This window comes from Rhodanobacter sp. UC4443_H10 (assembly GCF_052978325.1).
In genome coordinates this window covers 2,970,288-2,989,021 of record NZ_CM129668.1, presented here as the reverse complement: position 1 = coordinate 2,989,021, position 18,734 = coordinate 2,970,288, and the positions used below count along the sequence as shown (strand labels likewise).

Here is an 18,734-nt window from a genome sequence, read left to right as displayed (position 1 = left end):
CGACCCCAAGGATAAGGGAAGCGAAGCAACCAGGTGCGGCTGCCGGCATCGCCGAATGCGTGTCGTCTGCGCGGAGCGTGCGCGGCTACTTGCCGGTGAACAGCCGGGTCAGTCGGCGGAACAGGCCGGGCTTGTCCGGACGCGCATGCTCGACCGCCTTGCCGGAGGTCACCGCCACCTGACGCGACGGGCGGGCGTGGTGGACGGCGGCGGACGCTTCGCCCGCGGTGCGCTCGCGCGGCGGACGGCGTTCGCCGCGACCGCCGTGGTGGCCCGAAGGCGCTGCCTGCGTCGGCGTGGTCACCTCGGCGCCGGCCACCGGCGCCCCGTCGCGGCGGCGATTGCGTCCGCCGCGACGGCGACGCGGCTTGCGCGTGCCCTCGGTGTTGTCGCTGGCCGGTGCAGCCTCGGCGGCAGGCGCCGCCGCGGCGACCGCCACGGCAGGCGCTTCCGCCACGACCGGCTTGTGTTCGCGCCGCGGCCTCGACGCGCCACGCTCACCGTCACGACCACCGCGGCCGCCCGCACCGGTACGGCGCGGCTTCTCGCCCGGCCGCGGCGGTACCACGTCGCCGAACGCCGCGCTGTCGGCCGCCGCGTTCGCGGCGAACTCCGCGTCCACGGCATGCGGCTTGGGCATCACCAGCCAGGCAGGGTCGATCGACGCCACCGGGATGCTCTGGCCGATATAGGCCTCGATGTCCGGCAGCGACATCGCGTACAGGTCGCAGGCGAAGCTGATCGCGTCGCCCTCGGCGCCCAGCCGCGCGGTGCGGCCGATGCGGTGCACGTAATCCTCGGCCTCGTGCGGCAGGTCGTAGTTGAACACGTGGCTGACATGCGGGATGTGCAGGCCGCGCGCAGCCACGTCGGTGGCCACCAGGATGTCCAGCTGGCCCTCCTGGAAGCGCTGCAGCAGCTTCTGCCGCTTCAGCTGCGGCACGTCGCCGGAGATCGCGCCGACGCGGCAGCCGTGGCGCTTGACGCGCTCGGTGACGCGCTCGGCGGCGGCCTTGGTATTGACGAAGATGATGCTGCGCGTGGGCTTGTGCTGGTCGATCAGGTTCAGCAGCAGCGGCATCTTCTCTTCCTTGGCCGGGAAGTAGACCACCTGGCGCACCTTGTCGGCGGTGACGTGGTCGCTCTCGACCACCAGCTTCTCGGCCTCGTGCATGTGCTCGTAGGCCAGCTCCAGCACGCGATGGCTCAGGGTGGCGGAGAACAGCAGCACCTGGCGCTGCTCGCGCGGCGGCAGCCGGCGGAAGATGAAACGCACGTCCTTGATGAAGCCGAGGTCGAACATGCGGTCGGCCTCGTCGATCACCATCACCTCGACGCTGTTGAGGCTGAACACGCCCTGCTTGTGGTAGTCGAGCATGCGGCCCGGCGTGGCGATGATGATGTCGCAGCCGTCCTTCAGCTGCTGGCGCTGCTTGTCGTAGTCGACGCCGCCGTAGATCAGCGCGGTCTTCAGGCCGGTGTGGCGGCCGATCGCCTGGGCATCCTTGTCGATCTGGATGGCCAGCTCGCGGGTCGGCGCGATGATCAGCGCGCGCGGGTCCGAATCCTTGCGGTCGGCCACGGCCGGCGTGGTGAGCAGCCGATTCATCAGCGCGACCAGGAAGGCACAGGTCTTGCCGGTGCCGGTCTGCGCCTGGCCGGCGACGTCGCGGCCGGCCAGCGCCGGCGCCAGGGTCATTTCCTGGATCGGCGTGCAGCGGGTGAAACCGCTGTCGTCGAGGCCCTGCTGCAGCAGCGGATGAAGATCGAAGTTGGTGAAAAAGGTATCGGTGAGTACGGTTTGTGACATATGGGTAACTGGGAACCTTGCCTTGGGGCGGCGTAATGCGCTGCACCCGCTTTGGCGGCCGAAAACCGGCGCGAAACGGTGCAGGACGGGTGCGCGTGGCGCAGTGAAGCGTGCAATCCCGGGGGTCGGCAAGGTCGCGCCGCGGCGTGCGACGCCGGTTTTGACGGCGGCCCGAAAGCGGCCTGCAAGGGCCGCTCTTGAATCGTGCCCGGGGTTGCGCTGGAATGGACGCTGGCCGTGCCGGCCCGCCTCCCTCTCAGCTCAACCCATGCTTCATGGGCGCCCGAGTGTAGCCGATGACGCCACTCCTTGTATTGTGGCGCTGGCCACCCCATTGTTCCCTGCCTGCAGTTTTTGCGTACCCCAAGCCACGGAGATCCCCGGTGAGCGACCTGATTACCCATGTGAACGACGACGCCTTCGAACAGCAGGTGCTCAAATCCGAAACCCCCGTGCTGCTGGATTTCTGGGCCGAATGGTGCGGCCCGTGCAAGGCCATCGCGCCGATGCTGGACGAGCTGGCCCAGCAGTACGAAGGCAAGCTGCGCGTGGTCAAGGTCAACATCGACCAGAACCAGCAGACCCCGCGAGCCTATGGCGTGCGCGGCATCCCGACCCTGATGGTGTTCAAGAACGGCAAGGTCGAGGCGACCCAGATCGGCGCCGTCAGCAAGGGCCAGCTGACCCAGATGATCGACAAGGCCATCTGACTTTCTCGCAAGCCACCCGTCCGTCGCAGCCTGTCCGGCATGGTCCGGCAGGCCTGCGGCGCTTTACGCCGCCCCACGACGGGTGCTAGATTGATCTGCGTCCGTCGGGACAGTCCTGTCCCCTTGCGCCTCCGCGCGACGCACACCCTCCCTCCTGCAACTCAACGGCGCCCCGCGAGGATTGCCCGTGTCCGATACCGATAACCAGACTCCGCCCGAAACCCGGGGCGCCGATGCCAGCACCGTGACCGAAGGCAAGCCCGAGCCCCGCGCCCGCGCGCCGCGCCGGGTCGCCGCGAAATCCGCCGCGACCACCGACGACGGCGGCACCAGCGCCAAGGCAGGCGCAGCCGACAAGGCGCCCGCCAGCGAACAGCCTGCGCCCGCCGCACCGGCTCCAACTCCGGCACCGGCCCCGGCCGCCACGGAAGCCGGGGCCGCAACGGGCAACAACGCCCCGGCGAACACGGAATCCGGCGCCGCCAACCCCCATGCCAACCAGAACCAGGGCCAGAACCAGAACCAGGGCCAAGGTTCCAACCAGGGCCAGAACGGCCCCCGTGAAGGTCGCGACGGTCGCGGCCGGCGCCGCCGCAACGAGCGCGGCGAGCGCAACAACCAGCAGCGACCGCAGGGCGAGCGCCACCCGCGCCCGAACCCGAACGGCCTGCCGATGGACGACGACAACGCCGATCCGGGCAGCGACACCCGCCTGATCAACCTCACCGAGCTCAAGCGCATGAAGGCGCCGCAGCTGCTGGAGTTCGCCGAATCGCTGGGCCTGCACGAAGGCATTGCCCGCGCGCGCAAGCAGGACGTGATCTTCAACGTGCTCAAGGCGCACGCCCGCTCCGGCGGCGGCATCTGGGCCGAGGGCGTGCTGGAAATCCTGCAGGACGGCTTCGGCTTCATGCGTTCCGCCGACGAGTCCTACCTGGCCGGCCCCGACGACATCTACGTCAGCCCCAGCCAGATCCGCCGCTTCAACCTGCGCACCGGCGACTACATCACCGGCCGCGTGCGGCATCCGAAGGAAGGCGAGCGCTACTTCGCCATGCTGCGGGTGGAGACGATCAACGGCGACCCGCCGGAAGCATCGAAGAACAAGATGTTGTTCGAGAACCTCACCCCGCTGTTCCCGCGCAAGGCGTTCAAGCTGGAGCGCGGCAACGGGTCGAGCGAGGACATCACCGGCCGCATCCTCGACCTGATCGCGCCGATCGGCAAGGGCCAGCGCGGCCTGATCGTGTCGCAGCCCAAGTCCGGCAAGACGATGATGTTGCAGAACGTCGCCCAGGCGATCACCTACAACCATCCCGAAGCGCACGTGATGATCCTGCTGGTCGACGAACGGCCGGAGGAAGTCACCGAGATCGCCCGCACCGTGCGCGCCGAAGTCATCAGCTCCACCTTCGACGAGCCGGCCGTGCGCCACGTGCAGGTCGCCGAGATGGTGATCGAGCGCGCCAAGCGCCTGGTCGAGCACAAGAAGGATGTGGTGATCCTGCTCGACTCGATCACCCGCCTCGCCCGCGCCTACAACACCGTGGTGCCCAGCTCCGGCAAGGTGCTCACCGGCGGCGTGGACGCCAACGCGCTGCAGCGCCCGAAGCGCTTCTTCGGCGCCGCGCGCAACGTCGAGGAAGGCGGCTCGCTGACCATCATCGCCACCGCGCTGATCGAAACCGGCTCCAAGATGGACGAGGTGATCTACGAGGAGTTCAAGGGCACCGGCAACATGGAAGTGCACCTGAGCCGGCGCATCTCCGAGAAGCGCGTCTACCCGGCCATCGACATCAACCGCTCCGGCACCCGCCGCGAGGACCTGCTGATCGACCCGGACCTGCTGGCCAAGATCTGGATCCTGCGCAAGCTGCTGCACCCGATGGACGAGCTGGCCGCGATGGAGTTCATGCTCGACAAGATGAAGAACACCAAGTCCAACGACGAGTTCTTCAACTCGATGAAACGGTAAAACGTCCGGATCCAAGGAAGACTCCCGCCGTCATTCCTGCGAAGGCAGGAATCGCATTCCCCCGGCGCCGGGAACAACCAGAGCATCGCAAAGGGCCGGCTTCATGCCGGCCCTTTTGTTTCCGGCCCGCACCACTTCCGCACGAGGCCGCGGTTTCCGGGCACGCGCGCAGAATCCATCTGTACCGTCGCGTACAATTATTTTCCGTCACCCCCTTTTGTGCCCGCGCCGCAGCCCCAACATGGTGCGCACTCCCAGCGAGGCTTCCCCCGTGTCCATACCCAGCGCCGTCAAGAGCACCCCGATCGCGGGGCGCCAGCAGCTCGCCGATTACCTGGCGGCTGGCGAGAAGCCACGCGAGGCCTGGCGCATCGGCACCGAGCACGAGAAGTTCGGTTTCCTCACCGACACGCTGCGTCCGCCCACCTTCGAGGGCGAGCGCGGCATCAAGGTGTTGCTGGAGACCCTGGCCTCCCGCTATGGCTGGGACGTCGCCCGCGAAGGCGAGAACCCGGTGGCGCTGTCGCGCAACGGTGCCTCCATCACGCTGGAGCCGGCCGGGCAACTGGAATTGTCCGGCGCCATGCTGGAGACCATCCACCAGACCTGCGCCGAGGTGAACTCGCACCTGAAGGACGTGCGCTCGGTCGCCGAGAGCATGGGCGTGGGTTTCCTCGGCATGGGCTTCCAGCCGAAGTGGCGCCGCGACGAGATGCCGTGGATGCCCAAGGGCCGCTACAAGATCATGCGCGAGTACATGCCCAAGGTCGGCTCGCTCGGCCTGGACATGATGACGCGCACCTGCACCGTGCAGGTGAACCTGGACTTCTCGTCCGAAGCGGACATGGTGAAGAAATTCCGCACCAGCCTCGCGCTGCAGCCGATCGCCACCGCGCTGTTCGCCGACTCGCCGTTCACCGAGGGACGTCCAAACGGCTATCTGTCGTATCGCTCGCACATCTGGACCGATACCGATGCGGATCGCACCGGCATGCTCGACTTCGTCTTCGCCGACGGCTTCGGCTACGAGCGCTACGTCGACTACATCCTCGGCGTGCCGATGTACTTCAGCCTGCAGAACGGCCAGTACCTCGACTTGGCGGGGCAGGACTTCAGGAAGTTCATGGCCGGCGAACTGCCCCCGCTGCCGGGCGTGCGCGCCACCATGAAGGACTTCGCCGACCACCTCACCACCGCTTTCCCCGAGGTGCGCCTGAAGCAGTACCTGGAGATGCGCGGCGCCGACGGCGGCCCGTGGAACCGGTTGTGCGCCCTGCCCGCGTTCTGGGTCGGCCTGCTGTACGACCAGCAGGCGCTGGACGCAGCCTGGGACCTGGTCAAGGATTTCAGCACCGCCGAGCGCCACGCCCTGCGCGACGGCGTGCCGAAGCACGCGCTGAAACTGCCGTTCCGTGGCGGCACGGTGCGTGACCTCGCCGAGGAGGCGCTGAAGATCGCCGCTCACGGGCTCAAGCGCCGCGCCTGCCTCAACAAGAACGGTGCCGACGAAAGCATCTTCCTCGAACCGCTGCTCGAGATCGTCGCCACCAACCAGACCCCGGCCGAGCGCAAACTTGAACTGTTCCACGGCGCGTGGGGCGGCAGCGTGGACCCGGTGTTCCGCGAGTTCGCGTACTGAGCGCCGCGGCGTTCACGCCCGTCCGTCGCCCCTGCCCCGGATCAGGCCGCGTCCACGCCGGAACAGACGCAAGCCCGCTGCCTTGCAGCGATCGAGCGCGCGGGAGCGGCCGACCGGCAGAGGTCGCCAGCCAAGTCGACGCAGTTTCGCATTGAAGACGTGGGCAGCCGTGCGGACGTCCGAACGACGCGTGCGGTAGGTGACGGCCAAGGACACCGACAGGTCCCGTCCGGTGTACACGCGGTGCGGGGCGATGAACGGATGATGCACGCCCATGCCCGGGCCGAGGTCGAACGTGCTCGCTTTGCTCTTGAGCGCATCCCGGAACGGTGGCCGCTCGCCGACGTGAGCGAGCAGCAGATCCTTCTGCGCGTCGGTCATCACCTCCTCGTCGGCCGGATTCCACAGCTGCACGCGCTTGGTACCGCGGATCTGGCACAGGAAGTTCATCTCCCGGTCCATGTGATAGGGCGTGACGGCGTCGCGCGTGGAAATGAAGATGTAGGTCGAATACCAGGTCATTTCCGGATCGAGGGACGCGATGTCCGCGGCGATTTCGGCCAGCACGCCTTCGATGACCACCCGGTATTCCGGGTCCAGCTCGGGGTTGTAGATGACGACGTAGGCACGCTCTTCTTCGAATCGATCGATCGCGTCTTCGAGACTCAGGCCCGCCTTGTACCGATCGAACGAACTGTCGAAGTGTGCGTCGTCGGGAATCTCGCCGATCCGGTAGCGGATCTTCCGGGAATCCATGCGCCGGCACAGGTCGAACAGGCGAGGCAGCGCGAAGTATTCGTTGCCGGCCAAGGCATGGGCGAACACAAACGGCTGCCGATTGTAGTGCCGTGCCAGTTGCGCGGGATCGAGCTCGAGCATGCGCGGCCCGGCTTGACGACCTCGGGCGAGCAGTTCGGCGTAATGACGGGAGGAAATGAAGCTGCCCAGCATGATGCCCCCCTTGTTGCGGCCATTCATGGCGGCGGCGCGGTCAAGCGCGGACAAGAAGGACTCACGGTCCGTACCATGTCGCCGAGCGCATGTTCCACCCCTCGTCTGCGACGGTCAACGCACGGCGTAACGCTTCCCGCATGGCATCATGCCCGCATGCAAACCTATCTGGTCGGCGGCGCGGTGCGCGACAAGTTGCTGGGGCGGGCGGCGGGTGACCGCGACTACGTGGTGGTCGGCGCGCTGCCCGAGGACCTGCTGGCGCGCGGCTATCGACCGGTGGGCAGGGATTTTCCGGTGTTCCTGCACCCGGAGACGGGCGAGGAGTACGCGCTGGCGCGCACCGAGCGCAAGAGCGGGCGCGGCTATCACGGTTTCGTGTTCCAGGCCGACGCGAACGTGACGCTGGAGCAGGATCTGGCGCGGCGCGACCTGACCATCAACGCGATCGCCGAGGATGCGCAAGGCGTGCTGACCGATCCGTTCGGCGGCGTGCGCGACATCGCCGTACGGGTGCTGCGGCATGTGTCGCCGGCCTTCGCCGAAGATCCGGTGCGCGTGTTGCGCACGGCACGCTTCGCGGCGCGCTTCGCCCCGCTGGGTTTCACGGTGGCGCCGGAGACGATGACGCTGATGCAGCAGATGGTGCGCGATGGCGAGATCGATCACCTGGTGCCGGAGCGGGTCTGGGCGGAGACGCGCAAGGCACTGGGCGAGGCGCAGCCCTCGGCGTTCCTGCGCGTGCTGCGCGAGTGCGGCGCACTGGCGGTGCTGTTTCCCGAGGTCGACGCGCTGTACGGCGTGCCGCAGCGCGCCGAGTTCCACCCGGAGATCGACAGCGGCGTTCACCTGGAACTGGTGCTGGACCAGTCGGCACAACTGGCGCCGGGCGACGACCTGGTCGCCTTCTGCGCGCTGACCCATGACCTCGGCAAGGCGCTGACCCCGGCGCACGAACTGCCGCGCCACATCGGCCACGAGCAGCACGGCGTGAAGCCGCTGCGCGCGCTGGCCGCACGACTGAAGGTACCCACCGAACATGCCGCGCTGGCCGAGCTGGTTTGCCGCGAGCACCTGAATGCCCACCGGGCGTTCGAGCTGAAGCCCGCGACGGTGTTGAAGTTGCTGACCGCGCTCGACGCCCTGCGGCGCCCGACACGGCTGGACAAGTTCCTGGCTGCCTGCATGGCGGACAAGCGCGGTCGCACGGGACATGCGCTGGATGCGTATCCGCAGGCCGACTACCTGCGCGCCTGCCGCGATGCCGCCGCGGCGATCGACGCGGCCGGCTTCGTCGCCGCCGGCCTGACCGGCCCGGCGATCGGCCAGGCGATGGCGGCGGCACGCATCGACGCGATCGCCGCGGTGAAGACAAAGCATCCGAAAAGCTGATCCGCGGTATAAAGAGCGGATTGCCGATCGGGGGATCGGCCAACCCGCTGGAGTCGTCCGTGTCCGACCTGTTCACCGCGCCCTCGCCGCTGCGCCAGCGCTTCCGACCGCTGTGGTGGTTGGGCATCACCTACCTGGCGATCAGCTTCGTCACCCGCGTGGCGCTGCTGGTGATGTCCGGCAGCAACGTGCCGCATACCCCGCTGAACCTGCTTTACGCGTTCGGCGTGGGGCTGGGCTACGACCTGGTGACCTTCATCTACCTGGCCTGGCCGATGGTGCTGCTGCTGTGGCTGGTGCCGACCCGCTCGGGCCGCACGCCGCCGCTGCTGCGCTGGGTGTTGTACGCGGTGGGGGTGACGCTGGCCGGCGTGCTGTGCGTCGGCGCCTTGCACCTGATCTACCACGCCAGCCTCAAGGTGACCTGGCCGGCGATCCTGCCGTTCCTGTTCGTGCTGCCGCTGGCGGGGTTCACCTACACCTCGCGCGCCGGCCAGTGGGTGGTGTACGGCTTCGGGCTGCTGCTGGTCTACGCCCTGTTGTTCATCGCTGCATCCGAACTGGTGTTCTGGAACGAATTCAGCGTGCGCTTCAACTTCATCGCGGTGGATTATCTGGTCTACACCACCGAGGTGATCGGCAACATCCGGGAGTCCTACCCGATCTGGCGCTGGCTGGCGCTGCTGGTGGTGCTGGCGCTGGTGATTTTCTTCATCGGCCGCCGCGGCCTGCGCGCGCGCGACAGCGGCAGCCGGCTGTGGCAGCGCGGCAAGCTGGTGCTGCTGTGGCTGGTGCTGACGGTGGTCTCGGTGTTCGCCGTCAACGGCGGCATGAAGGATCGCACTGGCAACACCTATGTCGACGAGCTGGCCGGCAACGGCATCTACCAGTTCTTCGCCGCGTTCCGCTCCTCGCACCTGGACTACGCCAAGTTCTACCGCACCCTGCCCGACGACCAGGCCTATGCGCGACTGCGCGAACTGCTGCAGACGCCGGACGCCACCTTCATCAGCGACGACCCGCGCGATCTCACCCGCGCAATCCGCCACGTCGGCCCGGAGAAGCATCTCAACGTGGTGCTGATCAGCGTGGAGAGCCTGTCCGGCGACTACCTGGCCACGTTCGGCAACCAGCAGCAGCTCACCCCGTATCTCGATTCGCTGGTCGATCACAGCGTGTTCTTCGACAACCTCTACGCCAACGGCACGCGCACGGTGCGCGGGCTGGAGGCACTGGCCTTGTCGGTGCCGCCGACACCGGGCGACTCGCTGATCCGCGAGCACGACAACGAGGACCTGTTCTCGCTGGCGGGCATCTTCAATGACCGCGGCTACCAGTCGGACTTCGTCTACGGCGGTTACGGCCAGTTCGACAACATGAACTACTTCTTCGGCCACAACGGCTATCGCGACGTGGACCGGCGCGACATCCCCAAGGGCGCCACCATCCACGGCCAGAACGTGTGGGGCGTGGCAGACGAGGATCTGTACACCCTGGCGCTGGGCCAGATGGACCAGATCCACGCCGAGGGCAAGCCGTTCTTCCTGCACGTGATGACCACCTCCAACCACCGGCCGTACACCTTCCCCGACAACCGGGTGAAGTTTCCCAACCAATCGCGCGCCGGCGCGGTGGCGTACACCGACTGGGCGATCGGCGACTTCATCAGGCGCGCGCGGGCGAAGCCGTACTTCGACAACACCGTGTTCGTGATCACCGCCGACCACTGCGCCTCCAGCGCGGGCAAGACCAGCCTGCCGATCAACCGCTACCACATCCCGCTGTGGATCTACGCGCCGGCGCACTTCAAGCCCGAACGCGTGCACCGGCTGATGGGCCAGCTGGATATCCCGCCGACGCTGCTGGGCATGCTCAATTTCAGCTATCGCACGCGCTTCTTCGGCCACGACCTGTTCGCGCTGCCGCCGGAACGCGAACACGCCTTCCCCGGCACCTACGAAAAGCTCGGCTACCTGCAAGACGACGTGCTCACCATCCTGGAGCCGCGGCGCCGGCTGGAGCAGCTCAAGCCCGACTACGCCACCGGCGACGCCACGCCGGTGCAGCCACTGCGGCAATCGCTGATCGACGACGCAGTGGCGTATTACCAGGTGGCCAGCGAGCAGTTCGCCAGCGGCGCGATGCGGCGGCGGCCGGAGGATTCGACGAAGGTGGAGCCATTGCCGGCGCCGGCCGCGTCCGTTCCCGCGCCAGCTGCATCGGCACCGGCACCGGCCACGTCGGCGGCCGTTGCGCCGCCGACCGCCGGACCCGTCGCGGGCTAGCTCACAGCCGGCCGCCCTGGTCGGCGGCCAGCAGCTCGGCCGGCAGCGGCAGCGCCTCCATGCCGCGCGCGAGCAGCATCGCCTGGAAGCGCTCGCCCATCTGTTCGGGCAGCATCAGCTTCTTCACCTGCTGCGCCAGCTGGAGGCGGCCGCGTTCGTCCGCCGGCTGCAGCTGCTCGAACACCTGCTGCAAGCCCGCGCCAATCAGGAATTGCGCCTGCGGCATGTACGCGGCCACGCCGAAACCGGCATTGTTGCCGGCCTCGGCCAGCGCGGTGAAATCCACCGATGCGGTGAGGTCGTTCAAGCCGGGCAGGTACAGCGGATCGTTGTGCGCGTGGTGGCGGTAGTGCGCCATCAAGGTGCCGTCGTCGCGCTCGGCCAGGTAGTACTCGCGGCGCACGTAGCCGTAATCGACGAACAGCATCACGCCGGCGACCAGCGCCCCGGCCACGGCCTGTATCCAGTACGGCAACTGCGGCAGCAGTTCGGAGCGGTAGCCGTCGGCGAACTCGGCGCCGAGGTCGCGTTCGACGTGCCGCACCGCGCCGGCGACCAGCGCATCGGCCGGACGATCGACGCGCATCAATCGCCCCTCCCCGTCCAGCGCCACGTATTCCTCGAACACCTCGCCATCGCGCATCGCGAAACGGGTGGCCGGCAGCGCGTCGATCACCTCGTTGGCGAACAGCACGCCGCGCCAGTCCTGCTCGGGCGGGCGATCCAGCCATGCCACGCGCGCGTTGAGTTCAGCCGGCAGGTTCGCCTGCAGGCGTTCGCGCTGGCGCTCGCGCAGGTCGGCGCTGGGTTCCAGGATCAAGTATCGCCGCGGCAAGGTGTCGCCCGCTGCCAGCGTCTTCAACGCCGCCTCGGCGAACGCACCGCTGCCGCCACCGAGTTCGAGGAAGTCGGCCTCCCCGCCCAGCATCGCCAGCACCGGCTGCAACGCATTCACCACGCAACGTGCGAACAGCTCGCCCAGTTCCGGCGCCGTGACGAAGTCTCCCGCCGCGCCGAACTTGGTGCGACCGGCGCTGTAATAGCCCAGCCCCGGCGCATACAGGCAACGCTCCATGTACTGCGAGAACGGCATCGGCCCGTGCGAGGCGATCTGCTCGCGCAGCAATTGCATCAGGCGGTCGGAATGAGCGCGTTCGTCGGCGCCGGGTTCGGGGAGGCGGGAAGGCATCGGTCTTGCCGGTGATGAAAACGCGGCAAGCATAACGGATGGTCTGCAACCGCCAGCCCGCCTCCGCTTTTGCCGTTCCGATTCCCTGTTCCCGATTCCCTGTTCCCCGCCCCTCAGAAATCCTTCTGCAGGCTCAGGTACACGCCGCGGCGCGGGCCGAACTGCGGTGCGCCGACACCGATGCCGCTGCCGTCGCGCAGCTCGTAGGTGCGATCCAGCGCGTTGATCAGCGCCAGCTGCACGTGCAACGGGCCGAAGTCGTCGATCACGAAATCATGCGCGACGTTGAGGTTGAGCTGGAAGTATGCCGGCAACGAGGCGCCGTTCGGCACCGCGCCGTCCTTGCGCAGGCCGCTGCCGTACAGGTAGTTGGCACCGAGGCGGGTGGCGTCATCCAGCGCGTAGCTGACGCCGCCGGACGAGGTGAGTTTCTGGTCGTGGTCCAAGAAGATCCAGTGGTTATTGACGTAGGCGAGGTCGTCGGGCGCGAAGTTGTACTGGCTGGTGATGATGCGCTTGCCGACGGCCTTGCCGAGCGACGCATTGAAGTATGCCGACAGCGGCCCCTGTTCGTAGTTGGCGGTGAACTCCACGCCCTTCACCCGTCCTTCGGCGTAGTTGAAGGTGGAGTAGACCAGCGCGGCGCCGAACTGGCCCTCGTCCTGCAGGCGCCGCACCTTGCGGTAATACGCATCCACGCCCAGCGTCCAGGCATCGCCGAGGCGTTGCTGGACGCCCACGTCGAAATAGTCCGAACGCTCGGCCAGCGGCGTGTTGTTGCCGCTGTCCGCCACCGCGTTGGTGGTGCCGTCGAACTTCGCGATGTTGAAGCTCGCGATCATCTCGGTCGCCGGCGGGGTGAAGTAGCGCGAGTAGCCGGCGTGCACGGTGGTGCCGTCGCTGGCCTGCCAGACCAGGCCCAGGCGCGGGCTCAGCTGGCTCTCGCTGCGCACCAGTTGGTAGCGGTCGCCGCGCAGGCCGACGTTCAGCGTCCAGTTCTCGGCGAGGCTCCATTCGTCCTGCACGTAGGCCGACCAGGTTTTCGCGACGAGGCGACTGCCGTCGAGGATGTTGATCGGCGTGGTGCCGGCCTGTTCGCCATCGGCATCGGCCGGGAACACCCACGCGTCGTTGCCGCTGACGGCACGCTCGAAGCTGCCCCAGATGCCGTAGCGCAGGGTATGGCGCCCACCCAGCGGCGTGGAGAAATCCGCCTGCAAGGTGCTGGCGCGGTTGCTGCGGGTGACATTGGAGGCGACGCCGTTGAACATCAGCTCGCCGATCCGGTCCGGCGTGTAGGCGAGGCGGCTGTAACGCTGGCCCAGCGACAGCTGGTAGTCGGTCGCGCCCAGCTTGCCCTGCAGTGCCAGCACGCCGAAACGGGTGGTCTCGCGCTGGCGCTGGTCGAGGTCGGCGGAATTGAAATCGACCGTGTCGAGATAGCCGAAGGCCGGTATCTGCCCGGGGTTGTTCGGAATCTGGTAGCGGTTGTTGGCGACGCCGAACAGCAAGCTCAGGCGGGTGTCGTTGTCGATCAGATAGCTGAGGTCGCCGAAGCCCTTCACTTGATTGGTGTGGTCGTGGATCGGCTTCCTGCTCGACGTGGGGTTCTCGATCCCGGCGTCGCTCTCCAGGTAGTTGCCGGTGAAGAACCAGCTCCAGCGATCCTTGCTGCCCCACACCGACGCGTTCGGGTTCAGCGTGGCGTTGCTGCCGCCGGTGATGCCGACGCTGCCGCCGTTGCCCAGGTCGTGGCCGTTGCGGGTGGTGATATCGACCACCGCCGCAGTGCGCAGTCCGTACTGCGCCGGCAGCGCGCCATCGAGCAGCGTCACGGTGTCGATCATGTGCGCGTCGAGGCTCTGGCCGAAGCCGCCGATCGACTCGGGGATGATCACGCCGTTGATACGGTACTGCAGGTTCGCATGGTCGCCGCGCACGTGCAGGCCGCCGTAGGAATCCTGCACCACGCCCGGCGCCTGCAGCAGCACCTGGTTCATCGGCGTGGACGCGCCCAGCGGCAGTTGCACGATGGCCTTGTGGTCGATCACGTACTGGCTGGAGCCGGTATCCGGCGACAGCGCGTTGCGCGCCTGGTCCAGCGCGGCGGAAACCGACACTTCACCCAGTTCCCGCACCGGCAGCGGGGGCTGGCCGCCGCTGCCTTCGGCGGCCACGGTGGCGTCGTCGGTAACCGGCGCGCCGGTGCTGGTCGGGGTGGGCTCGGCGGCGTGGATACCGCTCGCCAGCAGGGCGGCGGCGAGGGCCAGGGCAATCGGGGAGGCTTTCATCGAAGACCGGAGATGGGGAGTTTTTGTAATGTTATAACATTCCTGTATCTGCAGAAGAGGCGCCCGGGCCGAAAGTCACGCCGGTCACAGCACGGTTGGCCCGCGCTTCACGCGCGACCTCTAGACTGCGAAGGCGCGGGGCGCGTCCGGCGTCCGCCATCGGAGCCACGCATGACCCAACCCGGCAAGCAGGTACCCGCCGTCGTCGTGCCGACCGCCCACGGCCGGATCACCGGCGCGATCCTGGATTTCGTCAGCGAGGTGCCCGACAGCGCCGTCGGCAACAGTCCGCAGCCAGCCGCCGAGGCCCGCCGGCTGGCCGACCGCGCCGCCCGACGCGCCGCAGTCACCGCCGGCTCGCTGGCCTTGCCGCCGGGGCCGCTGGGCTGGCTGACCCTGCTGCCGGAACTGATCGCGATCTGGAAGATCCAGGCGCAGATGGTCAGCGACATCGCCGCCGCCTACGGTCGCCACGCCACGCTGGGGCGCGAACAGATGCTGTGGTGCCTGTTCCGCCACACCGCGGCGCAGGCATTCCGCGACCTGGTGGTGCGCATGGGCGATCGACTGGTGTTCCGGCGCATGTCGCACGGCGTGATCGAGCGCATCGCCCGGCAGATCGGCATCAAGCTGACCCGGCGCACGCTGGGCAAGGGCGCCTCGCGCTGGCTGCCGGCGATCGGCGCGCTCGGCGTGGGCGCCTACGCGTACTACGACACCCGGCAGGTGGCCGGTACCGCGATCGCGCTGTTCGAATGCGACATCGTGATGGAGCAGCTCGACGGGGATGCGCGCGACGATGAAGACCCGCGCAACGATGCCGCCACGCTGTCGCGCAAAGCGCCGCGCGGATGACGCCCGCGCCGCTTTGCGGCAAGCTGGTCCCCAACCTGCTGCCGGATGCCCGCGATGACGCCACGCCCTGATCGCCCCGTCGCGCTGATCACCGGCGCCGCGCGCCGCGTCGGCGCGGTGATCGCGCGCACCCTGCACACGGCCGGCTACGACCTGGCGCTGCACTATCGCCATTCGGCGGACGAGGCACACGCGCTGGCCGACGAGCTGCGGACATCACGCGCCGACAGCGTGCTGCTGGTGCAGGCCGACCTCGCCGACCTGGCCGCGCTTCCGGCACCCGTCGAGAGCGTCGTGGCGCATTACGGCCGACTCGACGCGCTGGTCAACAACGCCTCCGCGTTCTTTCCGACGCCGATGGGCAGCGTCACGCCGGCGCAGTGGAACACGCTGTTCGCCTCCAATGCGCAGGCGCCGTTCTTCCTGAGCCAGGCCGCGCTGCCGGCGCTGCGCGACGCGCACGGCAGCATCGTCAACCTGGTCGACATCTATGCCGAACGCCCGCTCGCCGACCACCCGCTGTACTGCATGGCCAAGGCTGCACTGGCGGCAATGACCCGCTCGCTGGCGCTCGACCTCGCGCCCGCGGTGCGGGTCAACGGCGTGGCCCCCGGCGCGGTGATGTGGCCCAGCGACGGCAAGCCCTACGCCGACCAGCAGGCGATGCTCGCGCGCACGCCCCTGCAGCGCGCCGGCACGCCCGACGACGTGGCCGGCACCGTGCTGTGGCTGCTGCGCGACGCGCCGTTCATCACCGGCCAGATCATCCGGGTGGACGGCGGGCGCACGCTGTCGGTGTAGGAACCGCGGGCGATACTTTTCCGACCCTGGAATCCCGAATCCCGATCAAAAGCATCGCCCGCGAGCGGGCTCCTGCGGGGTGCCGGCGGAGTGAATCGGCAGCGTCATTTCTTCTTCGGCGCGAAGGCCTGCTGCAACAGGGCCTGGTCGAAGCCCGCGCTGGCCTCGCCCGCCTCGGCATAGCGATAGAGCGCGGCCGCGTAGATGCCCTGCAGCGCGGACTGGATCAGCCCGAGCAGGATGAAGCCGAGCACCACAATCACCACTGCCGCCACCACCGCCACGATCGAATGCATGGCGATGGCGCCGCCGACCAGCAGCGCGCCGACCAGCACCGCCACCAACATCAGCAGGCCGAACACCACGCCGATGCCGCCTTGGCCGATCAGGTTCTCGCCCCAGCTGCGCTTGAGCAGTTCCACGCTGTGCTTGACCGCGTCGATCGGGCCGACGTCCCTGCTCGCCAGCACCGGCACCACCAGGAAGGTGGCCACGGTCCAGGCCAGGCCGATCAGGCCGACCACGAAGCGGCCGATCAGGCCCAGGCGCTCCTGCACCATGCGCAGGAGCAGGCCGACGGTGGCGGCGATCAAGGCATAGCCGAGGATCTGCGGCAACCTGGCGCGCGCCAGCGCGAAGCCCGCTCCCACGCTGGTCGGCTCGCCGCGCAGGTGCATCAGCGCCACGCCGGTCAGCGCGGTCTGGAAGAAGATGATCACGAAGTACTGCACCAGGTAGAACGCGAACATCAGCAGGTAGGCACCCACCGACAGGCGCTCCTGGATCTCCTGCCCCGCATGCTCGCCGCCGATCGCCATGACCGCGACCGGCACCAGGAAACTGGCCGCCACCAGCAGCGTGCACAACCCCGACAGCAGCGGGAATACCAGCAGCGACTTGTCCGAGCGCAGCACCGCCGCGCTCGCCTTCATCAACGCCCAGCTGCGCGCGAATTTTCCGGCCATGATTGCTCCCCTCATTCGTGGACCCGATGGGTGCTCGCCCTGCGCCGGCGATACCTTCCGGCACTCCGCCGGCAGTGTACCTGTTCAATCCGCCAGCGATTCCACCTGCAAGGGTTCGCGCTGTCGCGGAAACGCCGCCCACAACTCGGCCATGCTCAAGCCGCTGACCGGGTGGCGAAAATCCGGTGCGATATCGGCGATCGGACGCAGCACGAAGGCGTGCCGCAACTCGTTGCGCGGAATCTGCAGATGGCCGGGGCCGTCGATGACCAGCGCGTCGTAGAACACGATGTCGATGTCCAGCGTGCGGTCCGAATAACGCGGCACGTCGCGGCGCCGACCGTGGCGATCTTCCAGCGCGTGCAGCCAGTCGTTCAGCGCCTGCGGGGTCAGGTCGGTATCCAGCGCCACCGCGAGGTTCACGAACTCGGCACCATCGAAACCCACCGACGCGCTGCGGTACGCCGGCGACACCGTGATTTCGCCGAAGCGTTCGCGCAAGGCGTCGATGGCCGCGACGAGATGTTTCCGCGGTTCGAGGTTGGACCCCAGACTCAGGTAGACACGCGCCATCGTCTCAACCACCCGCCGCCAGGCGTAGCGACTGTTCCTGCCGGTACGCCAGCGCGGCGCGCACGTCCTGCCCCGACGGCTGCTGGTACAGCGCCAGGCCGAACTCGGGCAGGAGCGCAAACAGGTGGTCGAAGATATCGCTCTGGGTGTTCTCGTAGTCCGCCCAGGCCACGCTGGCGGTGAAGCAATACAGCTCCAGCGGAATGCCCTGCGGGCCGCTGGCGAGCTGGCGCACCAGGCAGAACAGCCCGTGGTGGATTTCCGGATGAGTGTCGAGGTAGGCCTGCGCATAGGCGCGGAAGGTGCCCAGATTGGTGAGCCGGCGACGATTGCCGGCCACTTCGCCGGCCTCGCCGAGTGCTGCGTTCCACCGCGCCACTTCCTGCTGCCTGGAGGGCAGGTAGTCGGCCAGCAGGCGCAACTCGGCCAGCCGCCCCAGCGTGTCCGCGTCGAGAAAGCGCACGCTGGCCGCATCGATATACAGCGCACGCTTGATCCGCCGCCCGCCCGTCTCCTGCATGCCGCGCCAGTTCTTGTACGAGTCGCTGATCAGGCGCCAGCTGGGGATGCTGGTGATGGTCTTGTCCCAGTTGCGCACCTTGACCGTGTGCAGCGCGATGTCGATCACGTCGCCATCGGCATTGAGCTGCGGCATCTCGATCCAGTCGCCGACCCGCAGCATGTCGTTCGACGACAACTGCACGCCGGCCACGAAGCCCAGGATGGTGTCCTTGAAGATCAGCATCAGCACCGCCGACATCGCGCCCAGCCCGGACAGCAGCAGGCCAATGTGCTTGCCGGTGACCGCGGCGATGATGATCAATCCGGCGACGACGAACAGGCCGAGCTTCACCAGTTGCACCAGGCCCTTGATCGATCGCTGCTGCCCGCGCGGGGTCTCCCGGTAGAGATCCTCCAGCGCCGACAGCGCGGCACTGATCGCCATCACCACGAAGAACACCAGCAACGCCGTCATCAGGTTGCCGACCAGCACCTCGATACGAGGCGATACGCCCGGCACCAGCATGATGCCGTACTGGATCGCCAGTGCCGGCACCATCCGCGCCAGCCACTGGAAGGTGTGGCGCCGGAACAGGGCGTCATCCCATTTCCATGTCGTGCGCCGGGCGATGCCGCGCACCACGCGCAGCAGCAGTCGCTGCGCCAGTTGACCGGCAAGCCAGGCCAGCGCCAGCAGCGCGATGACGCCCAGCGCGGTGCGCATCCAGGGAAGGTCGAGAAAGTTCTGCAAGGTCTGCATCAATTCGTTCCTGTCGGCTCGGAGCCCGCGCCATGGT

The 18,734-nt window shown here is 67.9% G+C and carries 13 protein-coding genes and 1 pseudogene; 7 read left to right on the top strand and 7 right to left on the bottom strand.

All coding sequences use genetic code 11. The annotated features are described in order from the left end of the window. Positions 1-168 precede the first annotated feature (168 nt). Positions 169-1,810 (bottom strand): annotated as a pseudogene (locus ACVCMB_RS13515) (DEAD/DEAH box helicase). Positions 1,811-2,193: 383 nt separating this feature from the next. Between ACVCMB_RS13515 and trxA the strand changes: the two are divergent. The 3 genes from trxA (at position 2,194) to ACVCMB_RS13500 (ending at position 6,134) form a co-directional block, all read left to right on the top strand. Next, entirely contained in the window at positions 2,194-2,520 is a 327-nt protein-coding gene (gene trxA / locus ACVCMB_RS13510) for a thioredoxin TrxA (protein ID WP_008438536.1), read from the top strand. A gap of 244 nt (positions 2,521-2,764) precedes the next feature. Next, entirely contained in the window at positions 2,765-4,495 is a 1,731-nt protein-coding gene (rho, locus tag ACVCMB_RS13505; protein WP_447107177.1) for a transcription termination factor Rho, read from the top strand. A gap of 271 nt (positions 4,496-4,766) precedes the next feature. Further along, complete coding sequence (locus tag ACVCMB_RS13500; protein WP_447105383.1) at positions 4,767-6,134, top strand: glutamate--cysteine ligase; 1,368 nt, start codon at positions 4,767-4,769, stop codon at positions 6,132-6,134. A gap of 12 nt (positions 6,135-6,146) precedes the next feature. On the opposite strand, the gene ACVCMB_RS13495 is transcribed toward ACVCMB_RS13500, so the two are convergent. Further along, the gene (locus tag ACVCMB_RS13495) at positions 6,147-7,139 is read right to left on the bottom strand and encodes a cupin-like domain-containing protein (protein ID WP_447105382.1); all 993 of its coding nucleotides are present in this window, start codon (positions 7,137-7,139) and stop codon (positions 6,147-6,149) included. A 102-nt stretch (positions 7,140-7,241) separates the two neighbouring features. Here ACVCMB_RS13495 and ACVCMB_RS13490 point away from each other — a divergent pair, with 102 nt between their 5' ends. Both ACVCMB_RS13490 and ACVCMB_RS13485 read left to right on the top strand, forming a co-directional pair. Next, positions 7,242-8,477, top strand: a complete 1,236-nt coding sequence (locus ACVCMB_RS13490) for a multifunctional CCA addition/repair protein (RefSeq protein ID WP_447101134.1) — start codon at positions 7,242-7,244, stop codon at positions 8,475-8,477. 59 nt (positions 8,478-8,536) lie between these two features. Continuing rightward, entirely contained in the window at positions 8,537-10,762 is a 2,226-nt protein-coding gene (locus ACVCMB_RS13485) for an LTA synthase family protein (protein WP_447105381.1), read from the top strand. Position 10,763: 1 nt separating this feature from the next. Here ACVCMB_RS13485 and ACVCMB_RS13480 read toward each other — a convergent pair whose 3' ends face one another. Further along, positions 10,764-11,951, bottom strand: coding sequence for a class I SAM-dependent methyltransferase (locus ACVCMB_RS13480; RefSeq protein ID WP_447105380.1), 1,188 nt, complete (start codon positions 11,949-11,951; stop codon positions 10,764-10,766). A gap of 113 nt (positions 11,952-12,064) precedes the next feature. Then, positions 12,065-14,242 carry a TonB-dependent receptor gene (locus ACVCMB_RS13475; protein WP_447105379.1) on the bottom strand — a complete coding sequence of 726 codons (2,178 nt, stop codon included), beginning with the start codon at positions 14,240-14,242 and terminating at the stop codon, positions 12,065-12,067. 171 nt (positions 14,243-14,413) lie between these two features. On the opposite strand from ACVCMB_RS13475, the gene ACVCMB_RS13470 reads away from it, so the two are divergent. Both ACVCMB_RS13470 and ACVCMB_RS13465 read left to right on the top strand, forming a co-directional pair. Then, positions 14,414-15,097 carry a hypothetical protein gene (locus tag ACVCMB_RS13470; protein WP_447105378.1) on the top strand — a complete coding sequence of 228 codons (684 nt, stop codon included), beginning with the start codon at positions 14,414-14,416 and terminating at the stop codon, positions 15,095-15,097. A gap of 54 nt (positions 15,098-15,151) precedes the next feature. Beyond that, the gene (locus ACVCMB_RS13465; RefSeq protein ID WP_447105377.1) at positions 15,152-15,898 is read left to right on the top strand and encodes a pteridine reductase; all 747 of its coding nucleotides are present in this window, start codon (positions 15,152-15,154) and stop codon (positions 15,896-15,898) included. A 104-nt stretch (positions 15,899-16,002) separates the two neighbouring features. Here ACVCMB_RS13465 and ACVCMB_RS13460 read toward each other — a convergent pair whose 3' ends face one another. The 3 genes from ACVCMB_RS13460 to ACVCMB_RS13450 all read right to left on the bottom strand — a co-directional run bounded on the left by ACVCMB_RS13460 (position 16,003) and on the right by ACVCMB_RS13450 (position 18,697). Next, on the bottom strand, positions 16,003-16,863 hold the full coding sequence (locus ACVCMB_RS13460; RefSeq protein ID WP_447105376.1) for a DUF6159 family protein: 861 nt from the start codon (positions 16,861-16,863) through the stop codon (positions 16,003-16,005). Between the two features lie 84 nt (positions 16,864-16,947). Then, complete coding sequence (folK, locus tag ACVCMB_RS13455; protein WP_447101137.1) at positions 16,948-17,436, bottom strand: 2-amino-4-hydroxy-6-hydroxymethyldihydropteridine diphosphokinase; 489 nt, start codon at positions 17,434-17,436, stop codon at positions 16,948-16,950. A gap of 4 nt (positions 17,437-17,440) precedes the next feature. Continuing rightward, positions 17,441-18,697, bottom strand: a complete 1,257-nt coding sequence (locus ACVCMB_RS13450; RefSeq protein ID WP_447099587.1) for a mechanosensitive ion channel family protein — start codon at positions 18,695-18,697, stop codon at positions 17,441-17,443. Between the last annotated feature and the right edge of the window lie 37 nt (positions 18,698-18,734).

Bases quoted from the DNA above. Each gene is read 5' to 3' on its own strand.
- ACVCMB_RS13450 (WP_447099587.1), bottom strand. From the start codon at position 18,697: ATGCAGACCTTGCAGAACTTTCTCGACCTTCCCTGGATGCGCACCGCG.
- ACVCMB_RS13490 (WP_447101134.1), top strand. From the start codon at position 7,242: ATGCAAACCTATCTGGTCGGCGGCGCGGTGCGCGACAAGTTGCTGGGG.
- ACVCMB_RS13460 (WP_447105376.1), bottom strand. From the start codon at position 16,863: ATGGCCGGAAAATTCGCGCGCAGCTGGGCGTTGATGAAGGCGAGCGCG.
- ACVCMB_RS13465 (WP_447105377.1), top strand. From the start codon at position 15,152: ATGACGCCACGCCCTGATCGCCCCGTCGCGCTGATCACCGGCGCCGCG.
- ACVCMB_RS13480 (WP_447105380.1), bottom strand. From the start codon at position 11,951: ATGCCTTCCCGCCTCCCCGAACCCGGCGCCGACGAACGCGCTCATTCC.
- ACVCMB_RS13475 (WP_447105379.1), bottom strand. From the start codon at position 14,242: ATGAAAGCCTCCCCGATTGCCCTGGCCCTCGCCGCCGCCCTGCTGGCG.
- folK (WP_447101137.1), bottom strand. From the start codon at position 17,436: ATGGCGCGTGTCTACCTGAGTCTGGGGTCCAACCTCGAACCGCGGAAA.
- ACVCMB_RS13470 (WP_447105378.1), top strand. From the start codon at position 14,414: ATGACCCAACCCGGCAAGCAGGTACCCGCCGTCGTCGTGCCGACCGCC.